Annotated in this window: 12 protein-coding genes and 1 tRNA gene; 3 read left to right on the top strand and 10 right to left on the bottom strand. The window is 58.7% G+C overall.

The genetic code is table 11. From position 1 onward, the window contains the following. The first annotated feature begins 217 nt into the window (after positions 1-217). Both ACRRSD_RS22380 and ACRRSD_RS22375 read left to right on the top strand, forming a co-directional pair. Positions 218-1,411: a cyanate transporter gene (locus ACRRSD_RS22380; protein ID WP_435035393.1), complete on the top strand. Its 1,194-nt coding sequence runs from the start codon at positions 218-220 to the stop codon at positions 1,409-1,411. A gap of 176 nt (positions 1,412-1,587) precedes the next feature. Next, on the top strand, positions 1,588-2,523 hold the full coding sequence (locus ACRRSD_RS22375) for a LysR substrate-binding domain-containing protein (RefSeq protein ID WP_435035392.1): 936 nt from the start codon (positions 1,588-1,590) through the stop codon (positions 2,521-2,523). A 3-nt stretch (positions 2,524-2,526) separates the two neighbouring features. Here the strand turns inward: ACRRSD_RS22375 and ACRRSD_RS22370 are convergent, their stop codons facing one another. The 6 genes from ACRRSD_RS22370 to ACRRSD_RS22345 form a co-directional block, all read right to left on the bottom strand. Then, positions 2,527-2,892: a 5-carboxymethyl-2-hydroxymuconate Delta-isomerase gene (locus ACRRSD_RS22370; protein WP_435035390.1), complete on the bottom strand. Its 366-nt coding sequence runs from the start codon at positions 2,890-2,892 to the stop codon at positions 2,527-2,529. A gap of 181 nt (positions 2,893-3,073) precedes the next feature. After that, positions 3,074-3,994 (bottom strand): LysR substrate-binding domain-containing protein, encoded by a 921-nt coding sequence (locus ACRRSD_RS22365; protein WP_034153162.1) that lies wholly within the window; start codon positions 3,992-3,994, stop codon positions 3,074-3,076. A gap of 74 nt (positions 3,995-4,068) precedes the next feature. After that, complete coding sequence (locus tag ACRRSD_RS22360) at positions 4,069-6,165, bottom strand: DUF6311 domain-containing protein (protein WP_435035389.1); 2,097 nt, start codon at positions 6,163-6,165, stop codon at positions 4,069-4,071. After that, positions 6,162-6,548, bottom strand: a complete 387-nt coding sequence (locus tag ACRRSD_RS22355; RefSeq protein WP_435035387.1) for a GtrA family protein — start codon at positions 6,546-6,548, stop codon at positions 6,162-6,164. Before ACRRSD_RS22355 ends, ACRRSD_RS22360 begins: the two co-directional genes overlap by 4 nt. Then, positions 6,545-7,261, bottom strand: coding sequence for a class I SAM-dependent methyltransferase (locus tag ACRRSD_RS22350; RefSeq protein WP_435035385.1), 717 nt, complete (start codon positions 7,259-7,261; stop codon positions 6,545-6,547). Before ACRRSD_RS22350 ends, ACRRSD_RS22355 begins: the two co-directional genes overlap by 4 nt. Positions 7,262-7,264: 3 nt before the next feature. Beyond that, positions 7,265-8,230: a glycosyltransferase family 2 protein gene (locus ACRRSD_RS22345; RefSeq protein WP_435035384.1), complete on the bottom strand. Its 966-nt coding sequence runs from the start codon at positions 8,228-8,230 to the stop codon at positions 7,265-7,267. Positions 8,231-8,507: 277 nt separating this feature from the next. Between ACRRSD_RS22345 and ACRRSD_RS22340 the strand changes: the two genes are divergently transcribed. Next, positions 8,508-8,699 carry a YegP family protein gene (locus tag ACRRSD_RS22340; RefSeq protein ID WP_016984684.1) on the top strand — a complete coding sequence of 64 codons (192 nt, stop codon included), beginning with the start codon at positions 8,508-8,510 and terminating at the stop codon, positions 8,697-8,699. A gap of 117 nt (positions 8,700-8,816) precedes the next feature. Here the strand turns inward: ACRRSD_RS22340 and ACRRSD_RS22335 are convergent, their stop codons facing one another. From ACRRSD_RS22335 to ACRRSD_RS22320, 4 genes are all read right to left on the bottom strand, one after another. Further along, positions 8,817-12,317, bottom strand: coding sequence for a glycosyltransferase (locus ACRRSD_RS22335; protein ID WP_435035383.1), 3,501 nt, complete (start codon positions 12,315-12,317; stop codon positions 8,817-8,819). Between the two features lie 396 nt (positions 12,318-12,713). Beyond that, positions 12,714-12,803 (bottom strand) — tRNA-Ser (locus ACRRSD_RS22330). 83 nt (positions 12,804-12,886) lie between these two features. Further along, positions 12,887-13,600 (bottom strand): phosphoribosylaminoimidazolesuccinocarboxamide synthase, encoded by a 714-nt coding sequence (purC, locus tag ACRRSD_RS22325; RefSeq protein ID WP_007911389.1) that lies wholly within the window; start codon positions 13,598-13,600, stop codon positions 12,887-12,889. Positions 13,601-13,628: 28 nt separating this feature from the next. After that, positions 13,629-14,390, bottom strand: coding sequence for an MBL fold metallo-hydrolase (locus tag ACRRSD_RS22320; protein WP_122608856.1), 762 nt, complete (start codon positions 14,388-14,390; stop codon positions 13,629-13,631). Positions 14,391-14,396 lie beyond the last annotated feature (6 nt).

Below are 14,396 nucleotides of genomic sequence, written 5' to 3'. Positions count from 1 at the left end.
TAAAAAGAACTCGGCTGACCATTGTGGGAGCGAGCCTGCTCGCGAAGAGGCCGACACATGCAATATTTTCGGTGGCAGATAACCCGCTTTCGCGAGCAGGCCCGCTCCCACAGGGGTAATGGGGTTATCGAGTTTTTAAATACTGCTGTGGATTTTCTGGTTTGCCCGACACAAGCGGTTCCGCGCCTAATCGTCTGCCCCGCTCAAAGGTCTGATGATGGAAAACCTCCGCGCTACCGCTCGCCCCGCTGTCTGGTTGATGTTCGCCATCATTTTCGTCGCGCTCAATTTGCGTCCGTCGATGGCGGCGGTCGGCCCCTTATTGTCGACCATTCGGGGGGACCTCCCGCTGAGCTTCAGTGTCGCTTCACTGCTGACCATGCTGCCGGTGATGGCGATGGGGCTGGCGATGTTCTTTGGTCTCGGTATCAGTCAGCGGCTGGGTGAACAACGGACGGTGCTGCTGTCGTTGCTGATCATTGGCTTGGCGACGCTGTCGCGGCTGTTTATCGAATCGGCAGCCGAACTGATCGCCAGCGCCGTGCTGGCCGGCATCGGCATTGCACTGATTCAGGCATTGATGCCGGCGCTGATCAAATCGCGCTTCGCCGACAACGTCGCTGTGTGCATGGGCTTGTACGTCACCTCGATCATGGGCGGCGCAGCGATTGCGGCCTCGTTTGCACCGTTGGTGCTGGTGCAGACCGGGAGCTGGCGCAGCGGTTTGGCCATCTGGGCGATTCTGGCATTACTCGCGTTTGTGCTCTGGTGGTCGCAACGCGGCCAGTTGACCTCAACGGTGCCGACGGGAACGAGGAAGGATTGGTTCTTTGCCAATTCCCGCGCCTGGTTACTGGCCTTGTTCTTTGGTTTGGGGACGGCGTCCTATACCTGCGTTCTCGCCTGGCTCGCGCCGTACTACGTGGAAAAAGGCTGGAGCGAACAAAACGCCGGGCTATTGTTAGGTTTTCTGACGGCCATGGAGGTGATTTCCGGTCTGGTGGTTCCCGCTATCGCCAATCGCAGCCGTGATCGCCGCGTGATATTGATGGCGTTACTGACGCTGATCATCGCGGGGTTTTGCGGCCTGATCCTCAGCCCGCAACAGTTCAGCCTGCTGTGGCCATGCCTGTTGGGGTTGGGTATTGGCGGTTTGTTTCCGATGAGCCTGATCGTCTCGCTCGATCACCTGGAAAACCCGCAACGCGCCGGTGGCCTGACCGCCTTCGTGCAGGGCATCGGCTACCTGATCGCCGGCCTCTCGCCGCTATTGGCTGGGGTGATCCGCGACCGACTCGGCAGCTTCGAATGGGCCTGGTGGTCGCTGACAGCTGTGATGGCGGTGATGTTGCTGATGGTCTGGCGCTTCAATCCTCGAGATTACGCTCGACACTTTCCCGCATCGAGCTAGAGGCCTCTGGCCATCTTTGTGCGGATTAATTGTTGACGTCGTGTTACTAAAACTTTCTGTCCCACAACTGACCGTGAAATGTCCTACAGGGGTTTCTCCTGGCACCATCGTTCCGCTACGATCGTTCGCACACGTTTGCGCGGATTCAGCGCAAGAAGCACAGCGAGACAGTACGGATGCTGAACAGTAACTTGCTTCGAAAGCTCGACATGCAGGATCTCATGGTGTTTATCGCCGTTTATGAGCAGAGCAGCGTCACCGATGTATCTGAAACCCTGTTCGTCAGCCAGTCCACCGTCAGTTACTGTTTGAAAAAACTGCGCACCAGTTTCGAAGACGAACTGTTTATCAACACCCGCACCGGCATGCGTCCGACCTATAAGGCCAGCACCATGTACGGCCATGTGCAGAAGATCCTCGAAAGCATCAACCTGTGCCACGCCGGCGCCCCTGCGTTCGACCCGACCCAACAAGCCATCACCTTCAACATCTGCGCCCCGGAATACTTCGAGCAACTGATTCTGCCGCGCCTGCTCAAGCGTTTCGATTTCGATGATTTGCCGGTAATGGTCAACATGCACAAGTTCGAGACCGACGTCCCGGCGGATGAATTGCGCGACGGCAGCCTCGATCTGGTGATCAGCTTCGGCCCCAACTTCCACCGCCATCACACCGACCTGAAATCACGGATGCTGTTGGAGGATGATCTGGTCTGCGTCTTCGACAAACGTGCCACGCCACTGGAACCGCGCCTGAGCCTGCAGGCCTTTACCGAACGCCGGCATGTGTTCCCGACGCCGTGGACGTCGACCACCAACATGGTCGATGGCTGGCTGGCGCGGCAGGCGCAGAAGCGCCAGATCGTCGCGCGCTCGAACAGCTACAGCGCGGCATTGAAAATGATCACCGGAACCGACTTCATCCTCACCCTGCCCCGTCGCATCCAGCGCTTGCTGACCAACGAGGCGGTGTTCAACCACTGTGAGGCGCCAAACGGCTTGCCGGGCTTCACTCTCGACATGCAGTGGAGCCAGAGCGTTGATCAGGACAGCGCCAACCTGTGGTTGCGCGAGCAGGTGGTCAAGGTGTGCAGCGAACTCGAAGCGGCCTGATTCCTACACGCCAATGGCGGTTTTGCTGTAGGACTCGCGATCGATGTCGACCAGCTCGACACACAGCTGCACTTCGACGCCGGTCGGCCATTCGCACAGGTCCTGCAACACCGCCAACAGGCTTTCTGACAACTGCTTCTTGATCTGCGGTGAACGCCCGCTGAGCAGCGCCAGCTTCACATAGACGAAGGCGCGTTCGGCCATGGCGGTGCCGACCTTGAAGGTCTCGACTTTCACCGCACGACTTTTGATATCGAACTCCGCCGCGAACTGACCAGACCCCACTAGTGTGTTGTTGAGGCGGATCAACGCGACGTCGGCGTTCAACTGCGGCAGGTTGGCGGTGTATTCCATGTGCAGGTGTGGCATTGCAGATCCCCGATGAGTTGGCAGAAAGGTCGTACGTATAGCACAGCTCTGCCCAACCCTCCCGGTGACTTTCCAATGTGGGAGCGAGCTTGCTCGCGAATGCGGTCGTTCAGCGACACTTAAGGTGCCTGATACATCGCTTTCGCGAGCAAGCTCGCTCCCACAGGGTATGTGATGCTCATCAGGATGAGGTCAATGGCCGCTCGCTCATGAATTGTTCCAGCCTGGAGCGCAACCAGCGCTCCGCCGGATCACTGTCGACGTGGCTGAGCCAGACCATCGACAAATCCAGCGTCGGCGTCTTGAACGGAAACGGTTCCTTGAACAGCAGCCCTGAAGTGGCCATGGCTGCCGCCGTGTAATCCGGCAGGCTGGCAATCAGGTCAGTGCCCGCCAGCAGCGCTGGCAACGCACTGTATTGCGGCACCGACAGCACTACCTGACGGGTGCGGCCAAGTTCGGCCAGCCACTCATCGGCGAATCCGCTGACGTTGGCCGTGTGCGAAACCAGTACGTGCGGACGTGCGCAATATTCATCTAGCGTCAGCGGCGTATCGCTGGCGTCGGCGCGCAGAATGCTCGGCTGGATATGCCGCAGCAGTTTGCGCTTGGCATTGGCCGGCAGACCTCGGGTCTGGCTGATGCCGACCGTGATGTCGCCCGCCGCGAGCAGATCGGGAATCCGCCAGTAATCGACGTGTTGCACCACAAACACCACGTTCGGCGCTTCCTGACGTAACGCACGCAGCAGCGGCGGCAGCAGGCCGAACTCGACATCATCGGACAGGCCGATGCGAAAAGTCATGGTGCTCACGGCCGGATCGAAATCGCGGGTCAGGCTCAGCGCGACCGACAGTGAATCCAGCGCCGGCTTGAGATGGCGGAAAATATCTTCGGCCCGGGCCGTCGGTTCCATGCGATGACCGACGCGGATGAACAGCGGATCGTTGAGCATCGTGCGCAAACGATTGAGCGCCGAGCTGATGGTCGGCTGGCCGAGAAACAGCTTCTCGGCCGCGCGGGTCACGTTGCGTTCGAGCATCAAGGTCTCGAACACCACCATCAGGTTGATATCGGCCTTGCGAAGTTCATTGCGGTTCATCCATTGCCCCCTGCCCCCCGGAATACCGGCAGTGTAGAAAGGCCGGGGCCCCGGCGTCCATCGCCATTGGCGGGTCAGTTCACCGTCAAACGCTTCAAGCCAAGCCCCATGACCCGTGAATCGTCATTGATGCCCAATTGTTCCGGGCTGATGGCGTCGGGCAAATGCAACTCGATCGTCAGGCGATCATTGTCTGCCAGATGCTGACGGATCGCAGGACTGATCGGGATTTCCAGATGATTACCCTGATGTTGCACCAGCCGCGTGCTCAGCACCTGCTCGCCATTCAGACTGACAATCACTCGCTGCGTCGGGTGTTGCGGCAAAACGAATGCCATGACCTCCAGCGCAATCGAGCGCGCCTCGGGCGATACACGCAAGTCGAGCTGCGCCTGCTGCCCCGCCGACCATGTTCCCCAGTTTTCCGGAGCCGACCAGCCGCTGACCAACTGCCGGGCGGAGTAGTTGAAGATCAGCGTCTGACCGGGGCGCATCAATGCCAGCAGTGACATCCGCCGTCCTTCATCCGGCACGCTCAGGCACTGCGAACAACGCTTCCAGCCCGGTGCCAGCACCACCAGGCCATCCACTCGGGTCAGCAGATCCGTTTCACTGTCGACGCTTTGGGCGGCATCAGCCAACACGGTATCGTCGAGGATGTACAACGAGTCGGCGTCGTACTGCCCAGACTCAAGCATGCGCTGCGCTTTTTGCCGCGCCTGCTCCAGCGCTTGGGAACTCATCCGCCCCAGATAAACAGCGTCGGTTTTCAAACCGTGGGTCGCGGCGAAATCGGCAATCACTTGCCAGCGCTCGGACTGATTCTGTGGCATCAGACTGCGCACGTTCGGGTAATGCGCCGCCGCATTCTCCCAGAACGGATCACGCATCGGCGTTGGCCATTCTGCGGACGGCGTCATCATCTTGCTGTTGCGCAAGCCCATCCAGCCGTTGCGCGTATCCACGATCTGCATCGTCAACGCCAGCGCCAGCAGCGCGACGACAATGCGTGGCCGATAACCGCGCACCAGCAGGAACAGCACTATCAAGATGAGCGCGTACAACACCGGCCAGAACATCCGCCCCGAGGCACGAAAAACATTCGCCAGTTTGATGGCGACTTTCGGTAGCGGGTAGCTGAACGTGTGTGCGCCGACCCCGATCTGGTTAGATAGCGCGAACAACGATAAACCGATCAACGCCAGCAATAACCAAGGGCGAACGCGAAGCTCACTCTTCAGCGCCTGGCGGTTTCCAAGCCAGGCAATCAGTGCCAACGGCACCAGCAACAACACGCCAAGGCCCGGATAGTTGAAGCCTTCGTAATCGCCACTGGCTTTCGGCAAATTCGGCAAAATCAACGACCAGCCTGCCGGATCCAATGGCGACAGCAAGTTCATCCGGTACAAACCGAAACCGCCGGATTGCGCGCCATCAGCAATAGCGAAGTAACCGACCTGCCAGCAGCACACACTCACCACGGCAAACAGCGAAACGCCTTCGAGCAGACCCTGGCGCCGGGTCAATTGTTGGCTGAAGGTCTTGCCGAGCAGATCCGCCACCCAGATCAGCGCCACCATCGCCAACAGGTAGGCATGCACCATCGCCGTCACCGCCAGCAACGCGCCCCAGGCCAGACGACGTCGATACAGATTCGGTAATAACGCCAGGTACAACGCCGCCAGAATCAGAAAATGCCCGGACAGGGAAAGGTGCCCGCCCATGCGCAGGAACATCGGCGGCGAAAACACCAGCAAACCGCTGCCCAGCAAGCGAATCAGCGGATTCCCCGTCATCAGCCCTAGCAGTTTCCAGCCAAACCACGCTTGCAGAACGAAACATGCCAACAGCCACAGACCGAAATACTGGAACGTCGCTGGCAACCACGCATTGAACGGTTTGAACAGCAGCGCCAGCAGCGGATTGGAGTCGGAGAAAATAATCGAATTGCCCAATTCCAGACCATAGGACGGGTTAAGGCCCAGCGGAAAGGTCCAGGGTGAATGGCGGAAATATGCCCAGCCCAGATAATGCGTCGCCGGATCGCCCTGCTCCAGCCAGGCAATGTTTTGCGGATCCAGCGCTTGTGGCCCGATCACGCAGAAAAAGGCCAGAACGCCGAGCAGCAAAGGCAACAGGCCCAGCGCCGGATGGTGTCGTGAATCCTTCATCGATACGTCCAGAAATTGTGCAAGACAAAGGTGAACGCCGGAATCGTCAGCGCCACCGCGACGATGCCCAGCAGATAGTGCAGCCCGGCAATCTGTGCGGCCCAGGCAACGAACATCGCCAGGAAAAAGCCGCCCACGGAGACCATCAGGAACCGCAGCAGGGTTCGGCCGTGCAAACGGGCAGAAAAACTCCAGGTGGTGTTGATCACATAGGACACCACCGTTGCCACCGCAAACGCGACGCCGTTGGCTAGCGGTGGTTGTGCGGCGATGAAATTGATAAATAGCACCGCCACCAGCGCATGCAGCGCGGTGACAAACAGCCCGGTCACGGCGAAGCGCACACCACGCTGGATCAATGCTGATTTTTGCGCCGAGGTCACGGTTTTTGAGCCAGCACGAACACGCTCAACCCGGCCAGGCGATTCATGCCCATCAACGGCAGTTCGAGGCGGCACAAGGTCTTGAGAACGCCGTTCACCAGCGGATGATGGCGCTTGAGCTGCGAGCGTGGCGTTTGGGTTTGGGTTTGCGCACCTTGCGCCAACAAGCGCAACGCCGCCGAAATCGGGAACACCGCGCCGAAATAATAAGCACCGCGCTGCACCGTCAAACCGGCATCGCGCGCGAGGGTTTCGAACTGCGCCAGAGTGTAGCGGCGCTTGTGCTCGAGAAAATCATCGTGCCCGCTCCACAAGAACTGGAACGCCGGGACTGTCATCAGAAAGCGGCTGCCCGATGGCACTTTATCAACGTACATCTTGAGCAAACCGAGGTCGTCATCGACATGCTCCAGCACGTCCATCAACAGCACCAGATCGGCATCGATAGTTTCGATCCCGCGACGGTAGTGCACCGGTTTGCCGGCAGTGGTGCTGCTGGAGTCGGCGGGATAGCTGATATCCACACACCACGCTTCGCGCGCATCGGTGTGCATCAGCAAATGGTGGGAGAAAAATCCCGAGCCAGCGCCGACATCGAGGATGCGGGTAATCGGCCCCTCACCGAGCAACCGTGTGGTGGCTGCAGCTTTCGAGCAGTAATACCAATGCTCGCCGATGCTGTCGCCGAGGATGTCGGTTTCCTTGAGATCCATGTATCAGTCCTTGGGGTCGTAGACGCGACGCACCAGAAAAACCGGCCGGCGTTTGGATTCGATATAGGTGCGGCCCAGGTACTCACCGAGCACTCCGATGCCAATCAGTTGCAGTCCGCCGAGAAAGGTCACGGCCACCATCAGCGAGGCATAACCGGGCATATCGACACCGTGAATCAACGTACGCAAAACAATGAACATGGCGAAGGCAAAAGACACGAACGACACCAGCGCACCCACATAGGTCCAGATCCGCAGCGGCTCGGTGCTGAAACTGGTGATGCCCTCCAACGCAAAATTCCACAGGCGCCAGCCATTGAACTTGCTCTGCCCCGCCACCCGCTCGGGGCGCTCATAATCGACATGGGTGGTGCGAAAACCGACCCAGGCGAACAGGCCCTTCATGAAGCGCCGGGATTCGGGCAAGGTCAGCAAGGCGTCGACCACACAACGATCCATCAAACGAAAATCGCCGACGTTCTCGGGCAAAGGCTGTTCGGCGATCTTGTTGTGCAGGCGGTAGAACCAGTGAGCGGAAGTCTGCTTCGCCCACGTGTCGCTGCGACGGCTGATGCGGTGACCGAGCACCACTTCAAAGCCTTCTCGCCAGCGCTCGATCATCTGCAGAATGACCTCCGGCGGGTCCTGCAAGTCAGCATCGATCGGCACCACGATTTGTCCGGTCGCGATCTGCAAACCGGCGGACAGCGCCGCTTCTTTGCCGAAGTTGCGGCTCAGGTCGACGATACGCAGGCGCACATCCTGGCGCTGATGTTCGAGCAGGCGTTCGAGCGTGGCATCGGTGCTGCCATCGTTGACGAACACCAGCTCAAGATCGATCGACATCTGTGGCTGAAAGACTTCATTGATGCGCCGCAAAAAGGTGTCGAGGCTGTCCTCCTCGTTAAAAACGGGGACCACCAGCGATAACGTCACCTGCCCGGCCTGTTGCGTTCCGTGCTCAATCAAAGGAGTGCTCTTTTTATAGTGTTTGTCGGTCGCCGAACGATATTCGACGCCATGAGCCGTCTCGTATTAAGCAGGAGCGTCGACGGCGTTGCAAGGATCAGACAGCGTCATATTGGCCAATCCACAGGCCTATCACCCGCTCTGGGCCGCGCCCTTCAGAAACATCCGCGAACGATTGGAAACAAATGTCCGATAGCCAAAAAAACCCTCTGCGCTAGGCTTGCGAGCATGCGCCACACAGGCTGTCGCACAAATAAAATCGCATGGAGCGAACTGAATGTATTTCGAGATTTACAGGCAATCCAGAGGCACCCCGAGCACCGGCAAAGGGCAATGGCGCTGGAGACTGAGGGCGGGCAACCACGAGACCATCGCCAGTGGCGAGTCTTATGTGAACAAAGCGGATTGTTTGCATGTGATCGGGTTGATCAAGGCTGTGCAGGGGGAGACGCCGGTCAAGGAGATTTAACCGCTCTGCACGACCCTGCAGAAATGCAAAAGCCCCACAGTTTTAAGGCTGTGAGGCTTTTTTTCGGATCAGTATCGAAATAGCTTGAAGAAGCAGCGCGCAACGCTGGCTTCTTGTTCAGTCCGCCAGCCAGGCGTTTCGCCACGCCAACAGATGTTCGTCCTTGAGCATCCAGTCATCGAGTACAACGCTGCGCAGAGCCTCTCCAGCCCTGGCGCTGGCATCGGGTTCCGCAAGATGTTCGCGAATAGCGGCAATCCAGTCTTGCGAACGGCTCCTGACCCTCGTCACCGGGAAATCACCCCGATAACAAACGATGTCCGAGCAGATCACGGGGAAACCACAGGCGCCATATTCCAACAAGCGCAAATTGCTTTTGCAGGCGTTGAAAAAGTTGTCTTTGAGCGGTGCCAAAGCCAGATCCAGATTCAGGCCGGCCAGTCTTTGCGGGTATTTTTCGATACTCACCCCTCTGTGAAACTCATGGACATAGGGACGCAGTGCCGGTGGGCACATCCCCATGAACACCCATTCAACTTCCCCTTCCAGCGCACGAACCACTTCGGCAATGACTTGCAGGTCGGCGCTGTGGCTCGAGCCGCCGGCCCAGCCAACCCGAGGCTTGCGGCCTTGTTGGCGCTGGCTGGTCAGGTCGCTCCACCAATGGCTCGGCAGACGGTTTTCCATCACCCGGATGTCGGCGTTGAACCCCTTCAGCGCATTGGCCAGCGGCTCGGTCGACACCACCAACCGATCGCACAGTCCTACGGCTTTCTTCAAGCGTTTGGTGATGTCTTTGGGAAGCAGCTCGTGGTTCAAGTTGCCTGCGGGCACGTCAAGAATGTAGTCATCCAGCTCGTAAACCTTGAACGCCCTGGAGAATGCCTTGGTGTCCTGCATGTACTCCAGATGCGGCGTTGTGTGCTGCCCCTGGAAAATGATCGTGTCCGGCGCAATGCGCTCCAGTTCGGTCGGTTGCAGTCCCTCGTCGCTCACCACTCCGCCGATCAGCTGCGCGGCTTTCAGGGCAGCGAAAGGCTGACGCACGCGGTAGTGTCCGCTGCCGAAAGAGTCGAGGGGGTGACACAGCACGTGAGGCAACTCACGACTGGCAAACGGGTGCCAGTCAGTATCGGTGCGGTATTTGGAGGAGAAGCCACTGCCTTCCAGAGTCAGGTTGCGGTTGTAGGCCGGATCGTTGGCGATTTGCGCAAGCCAACGCTGGTACATCACCGACTGTTCGCCCTTGAACCGTTTGCGTTTGGCTTCTTCCTTGGTCGTGTCGACGTTGTTCTGGCTCACACTGGCTTCGTGAACGAGCAGCGCATAAGGCGTCCAGACAATCAGCCGTCCAGCCTGGCCGACTTTCAGGCACAGATCCACATCGTTAAAGGAGACGGCCAGGCCGACCTCGTCCATTCCACCCACTTGCTTGTACAGCTCGGTGCTGATCATCAGGCAGGCGGCGGTGACCGCGCTGTAGTTCTGATCAAGATGCAAGCGGTGAAGATAGCCGTTGGACTGCATTGCATCGCCGATAAACGGGTGGTCTGCAACGCCACGCAACCCGAGTACCACGCCTGCGTGCTGAACAGTCCCGTCGAGGAACAACAGTTTGGCGCCCACTATCCCCACTTCTGGCCGCTGGGCGTGATGGAGCAGCGCACCAAGCCAGGCGCCATCAATGATCGCCGTGTCATTGTTGAGCAGCACCAGGTAATCGCCGCGGGCATGGCTGGCGGCAAAATTATTGATTGCCGAATAATTGAACGGGTGTGGATAGCGCAGGATGCGCACCTTGGGATTGTTCAACAGTTCCATACCGTTGAACCATTCCCGGGCTTCGGCGGTTTCGCTGTTGTTGTCGACGATGATCAGTTCGTAATTGGTGTAGCTGGTTTTCTCCATGATGCTTTCGATGCAGCGCAGCAGCATCGGCAGGCAGTCCTTGGTGGGAATAAGGATCGAGACCAGCGGCTGCTCCGCATGTTGGTAGACCACACGGTTAGCCATTGGCAAGGGGCCGGCCTGCAGCTCATGAGCGACGCCCAGGCGCTGCAGGTGCGCCCCGACGATGGCTGCCGAGTTCGCGATGACCTGGGGTTCACTGAGCCACTGGGGGAAATTGATGGCCTGATGCACCAGCACATCCGCGAGGTGCCCGACCGTCCCCAGACCGTGAGTTTCAATCAGCCGAAAAAGCAAATCATGGGGCGCCAGTTCGCTGAAGGCGGGATCAAAGCCGTCAGCCGCCAGTGCGGCCTCGCGACTGAAGGACAGTGCGCGGCCGACATACGGATAACTGCGCAACATATCCAGATTCAAATCCGGTTTGAATACCGGACCCTGGCAGCCTTCAGCGGTCAGTGAGTCTTCATCGCTGTAGCACGCGCTGACACCGGGATTCAGCGCGATGCCTTCGGCGAGCAAAAGCAGCGCGTGAGGATCAAGTTCGTCTCCACCCCGTAGCAGGTACCACCATTCAACCTCGATCTCCTGCAACAGCTCATTGAGCTGGCTCGGCCAGGATTCGGCCAGCGGTAGCCAGACCAGATTGTCGGCCGGCGTCACGCCAACAGGTTCGACGTTAGAGAGCACCACGATAGCCGCCGCCTGGTAAAGCTGACGATCGATGCTTGCCAGGCTGGAACGCAACAGCCCGATGTCACCCGCAGTGTCGGTCAACACCAGCAATACGTCCGGTTGCCGCGGCCAGCTCGCCAGTCGCGCGGGTAAACCTTCGATCTCAACGGCAGCCAGTTGCCGACTCGCCAGCCAGCGCTGATAAAGGTCGATATTGCGCTGCTGGCGGCCAACATTCGCCAGAACGCCGAAAAATCGATCCAACGTGTGTGCGAGGGTGCCGTCGAGCTGGCCGCTTTCAGCTTCGAAATCGTTACCCGTGAGCTGCATCCGCTCCAGTGGAGCAAACACTTCAGTTCGCGCAAAGAACATGGTGCCGGAAAAATAATCCGCTTCGTTGATGCCTTGCGGATCAATGCCGCTACGCTCGGCCAAGGTGACAAGCAACGCACGATTGCTGTCGCTGAGCAAATGGGTAACTGGCAGCAGGTATCGCTGGGGACCCAGCATTGGAACGTGCACCGGGTCGGCAAGTTGTTCCAGCGCTCGACTGAATCGTACCGGGCCGAGCAGATCATCGAATAGTTCAACGCCGCAGTCGTTCTCCCCGCCCAAGTGCAGCGAACGGTTGGTGTGCAGCTTGACCAGCGTGCGGATGTTATCGGCACGCAAGAACGGCAGCACTCGCAGAAACGGCAAAGCGTCCCTGCCGTGGTTCGGCACTCGGTATAGCGAAAAACCCAATCTGCTGGCAGTCAGCTGAGCACGGACCTCATCGTCACGACCGGCTACGCAGGTTACGTAGAGATGCAGGCGTTCAGGCAGTTTAATCAAACGGCGCAGGATATCTTGCAGCACTTCGGGGTAAGACGCATGGATAACCACGCCGACTGGCGGCTCGCCATCCTCGAATAATGGCGGCTGCGCAACCAGTACTTCGCACTCTTCGACGTGGGGTGCGGCGCTGCTGCCTGAGTTGACGGACTGACGTTCAGAAACGCGGTGAGCACCTTGGGCCGATGGTGGAATTATCATATTCAAACCAATTCAAATAGGGAGCGAGGCTGGAACTCGCTGGATGCGCCTTTCACCGCCGAGGTGAGCAAGTCTCCACTTTAGTGAGAGCGCTGGCCTCATGGCGGGACAGAGGATAAACGACGACAGGCGTGTTCTGCTGCTGATCGCTGGCCATAATGACAGCCCCTATTCTACGAACGCGGCTTTAAACGGGTCGACGAGTCCTGCGAGCGTCGTATCTCTAATGTCGGCAGAGGCGGCGTTGACTTAAATTGCCTCTCCGATGACCTAACCGTGCCAGACCCGCTTCAGCGCTATCGCTATCGCTATCGCTATCGCTATCGCCACGAATACCGGATTCGCAGAAACGAAAAAGCCCCGTAGATTTTCATCTACGGGGCTTTTTCTATGTAATGGCGGAGAGATAGGGATTCGAACCCTAGGTACCGGTGAAGGTACAACGGATTTCGAATCCGTCCCATTCGGCCACTCTGGCATCTCTCCAACGGCGCGCATCATAACAACACTTTTACCGAAAGCAAACCCTCTTTCGAAAATTTCTTCGTGCTATCAGATGCTTGCGTCGATTAAAGCGGTACGCCCAGACGATTGGCGACTTCTTCGTAGGCTTCGATGACGTCACCGAGGCCCTGGCGGAAGCGGTCCTTGTCCATCTTCTTCTTGGTGTCCTTGTCCCACAGACGGCAGCCGTCCGGGCTGAACTCGTCGCCGAGGACGATCGAGCCGTCGCTGAACACGCCGAACTCAAGCTTGAAGTCGACCAGCAGCAGGCCGGCGTCGTCGAACAGCTTGGTCAGGACTTCGTTGACCTTGAGCGACAGTTCTTTCATGCGAACCAGTTGCTCGGCGGTGCCCCAGCCGAATGCCACGACGTGGGATTCGTTGATGAACGGGTCACCCTTGGCGTCGTCCTTCAGGAACAGCTCGAAGGTGTAAGGGTTGAGCTTCAGGCCTTCTTCGACGCCCAGACGCTTGACCAGGCTGCCAGCAGCGTAGTTACGCACGACGCACTCGACCGGGATCATGTCCAGCTTCTTCACCAGGACTTCGTTGTCGGCCAGCAGTTTGTCGAATTGGGTCGGTACGCCGGCCGCTTCGAGCTTCTGCATGATGAAGGCGTTGAACTTGTTGTTGACCATGCCTTTGCGGTCGAGCTGCTCGATGCGCTTGCCGTCGAACGCCGAGGTGTCGTTGCGAAACAGCAGGATCAAGCGGTCAGCGTCGTCGGTCTTGTAAACCGATTTGGCTTTGCCGCGGTAGAGTTCTTCACGTTTTTCCATGATGGGCTCCGCTTGCTAAGTAGGTGGGCTAGGCGATGTGGCGCCAGTCGAGCCCTGAATCTTGATCGGCCAGTTGCAGCCAGTCCGGGTCGCACCCGAGGGTGTCGACAAAACATTGCCGGGCCAGCTGCGGCAGGTTGTTCTTGCTGCTCAGGTGGGCCAGGACCAGGTGTTGCAGCCCCTGCCAGCCCAACTCGGACACCAGGAATGCCGCCTGATGGTTGTTCAAATGTCCCAGCTCGCCGCCCACCCGCTGCTTGAGAAAGTACGGGTAATGACCACGGGCCAGCATGTCGCGACAATGGTTGGACTCGATCATCAACGCATCGAGGTCCCGATAACCGTCCAGCACCCGCTCGCAGTAGGAACCCAGGTCGGTCAGCAGGCCGAAACGCCGCTGCTCGTGATCACTGAAGACATACTGGGTCGGTTCCTGCGCATCATGGGCCACGGCAATGACCCCGATGTTCAGAGCACCGATCTGCAGTTGCTCGCCGCCGGCCAGAAAGCCTGCGGGTTCAATCGGTTTGCGCATCCCGCGCAGTGTGCCGCGACTGAGGTAGACCGGTAGATTGTAGCGCCGAGACAGCAAACCCACGCCATGCACGTGGTCGGCATGTTCGTGGGTTACGAGTATCGCGCTCAGTTGCGCCGGGCTCACACCCAGGCGCAACAGGCGTTTTTCGGTTTCCCGCAGGGAAAAACCACAATCCACCAGCACGTACGTATCAGCACTGGCGATCAGCGTGCCGTTCCCTTGGCTACCGCTGCCGAGAACGGCAAAACGCATGGTTGA

The organism is Pseudomonas neuropathica (assembly GCF_051174785.1).
Classification (GTDB): domain Bacteria; phylum Pseudomonadota; class Gammaproteobacteria; order Pseudomonadales; family Pseudomonadaceae; genus Aquipseudomonas; species Aquipseudomonas neuropathica_A.
This window is presented reverse-complemented; position numbering and strand designations above follow the sequence as displayed.

Excerpts from the sequence above, each read along its gene's own strand:
- ACRRSD_RS22350 (WP_435035385.1), bottom strand. The coding sequence starts at position 7,261 with ATGGATCTCAAGGAAACCGACATCCTCGGCGACAGCATCGGCGAGCAT.
- ACRRSD_RS22370 (WP_435035390.1), bottom strand. The coding sequence starts at position 2,892 with ATGCCACACCTGCACATGGAATACACCGCCAACCTGCCGCAGTTGAAC.
- ACRRSD_RS22320 (WP_122608856.1), bottom strand. The coding sequence starts at position 14,390 with ATGCGTTTTGCCGTTCTCGGCAGCGGTAGCCAAGGGAACGGCACGCTG.
- ACRRSD_RS22335 (WP_435035383.1), bottom strand. The coding sequence starts at position 12,317 with ATGATAATTCCACCATCGGCCCAAGGTGCTCACCGCGTTTCTGAACGT.
- ACRRSD_RS22375 (WP_435035392.1), top strand. The coding sequence starts at position 1,588 with ATGCTGAACAGTAACTTGCTTCGAAAGCTCGACATGCAGGATCTCATG.
- purC (WP_007911389.1), bottom strand. The coding sequence starts at position 13,600 with ATGGAAAAACGTGAAGAACTCTACCGCGGCAAAGCCAAATCGGTTTAC.
- ACRRSD_RS22340 (WP_016984684.1), top strand. The coding sequence starts at position 8,508 with ATGTATTTCGAGATTTACAGGCAATCCAGAGGCACCCCGAGCACCGGC.
- ACRRSD_RS22360 (WP_435035389.1), bottom strand. The coding sequence starts at position 6,165 with ATGAAGGATTCACGACACCATCCGGCGCTGGGCCTGTTGCCTTTGCTG.
- ACRRSD_RS22380 (WP_435035393.1), top strand. The coding sequence starts at position 218 with ATGGAAAACCTCCGCGCTACCGCTCGCCCCGCTGTCTGGTTGATGTTC.
- ACRRSD_RS22365 (WP_034153162.1), bottom strand. The coding sequence starts at position 3,994 with ATGAACCGCAATGAACTTCGCAAGGCCGATATCAACCTGATGGTGGTG.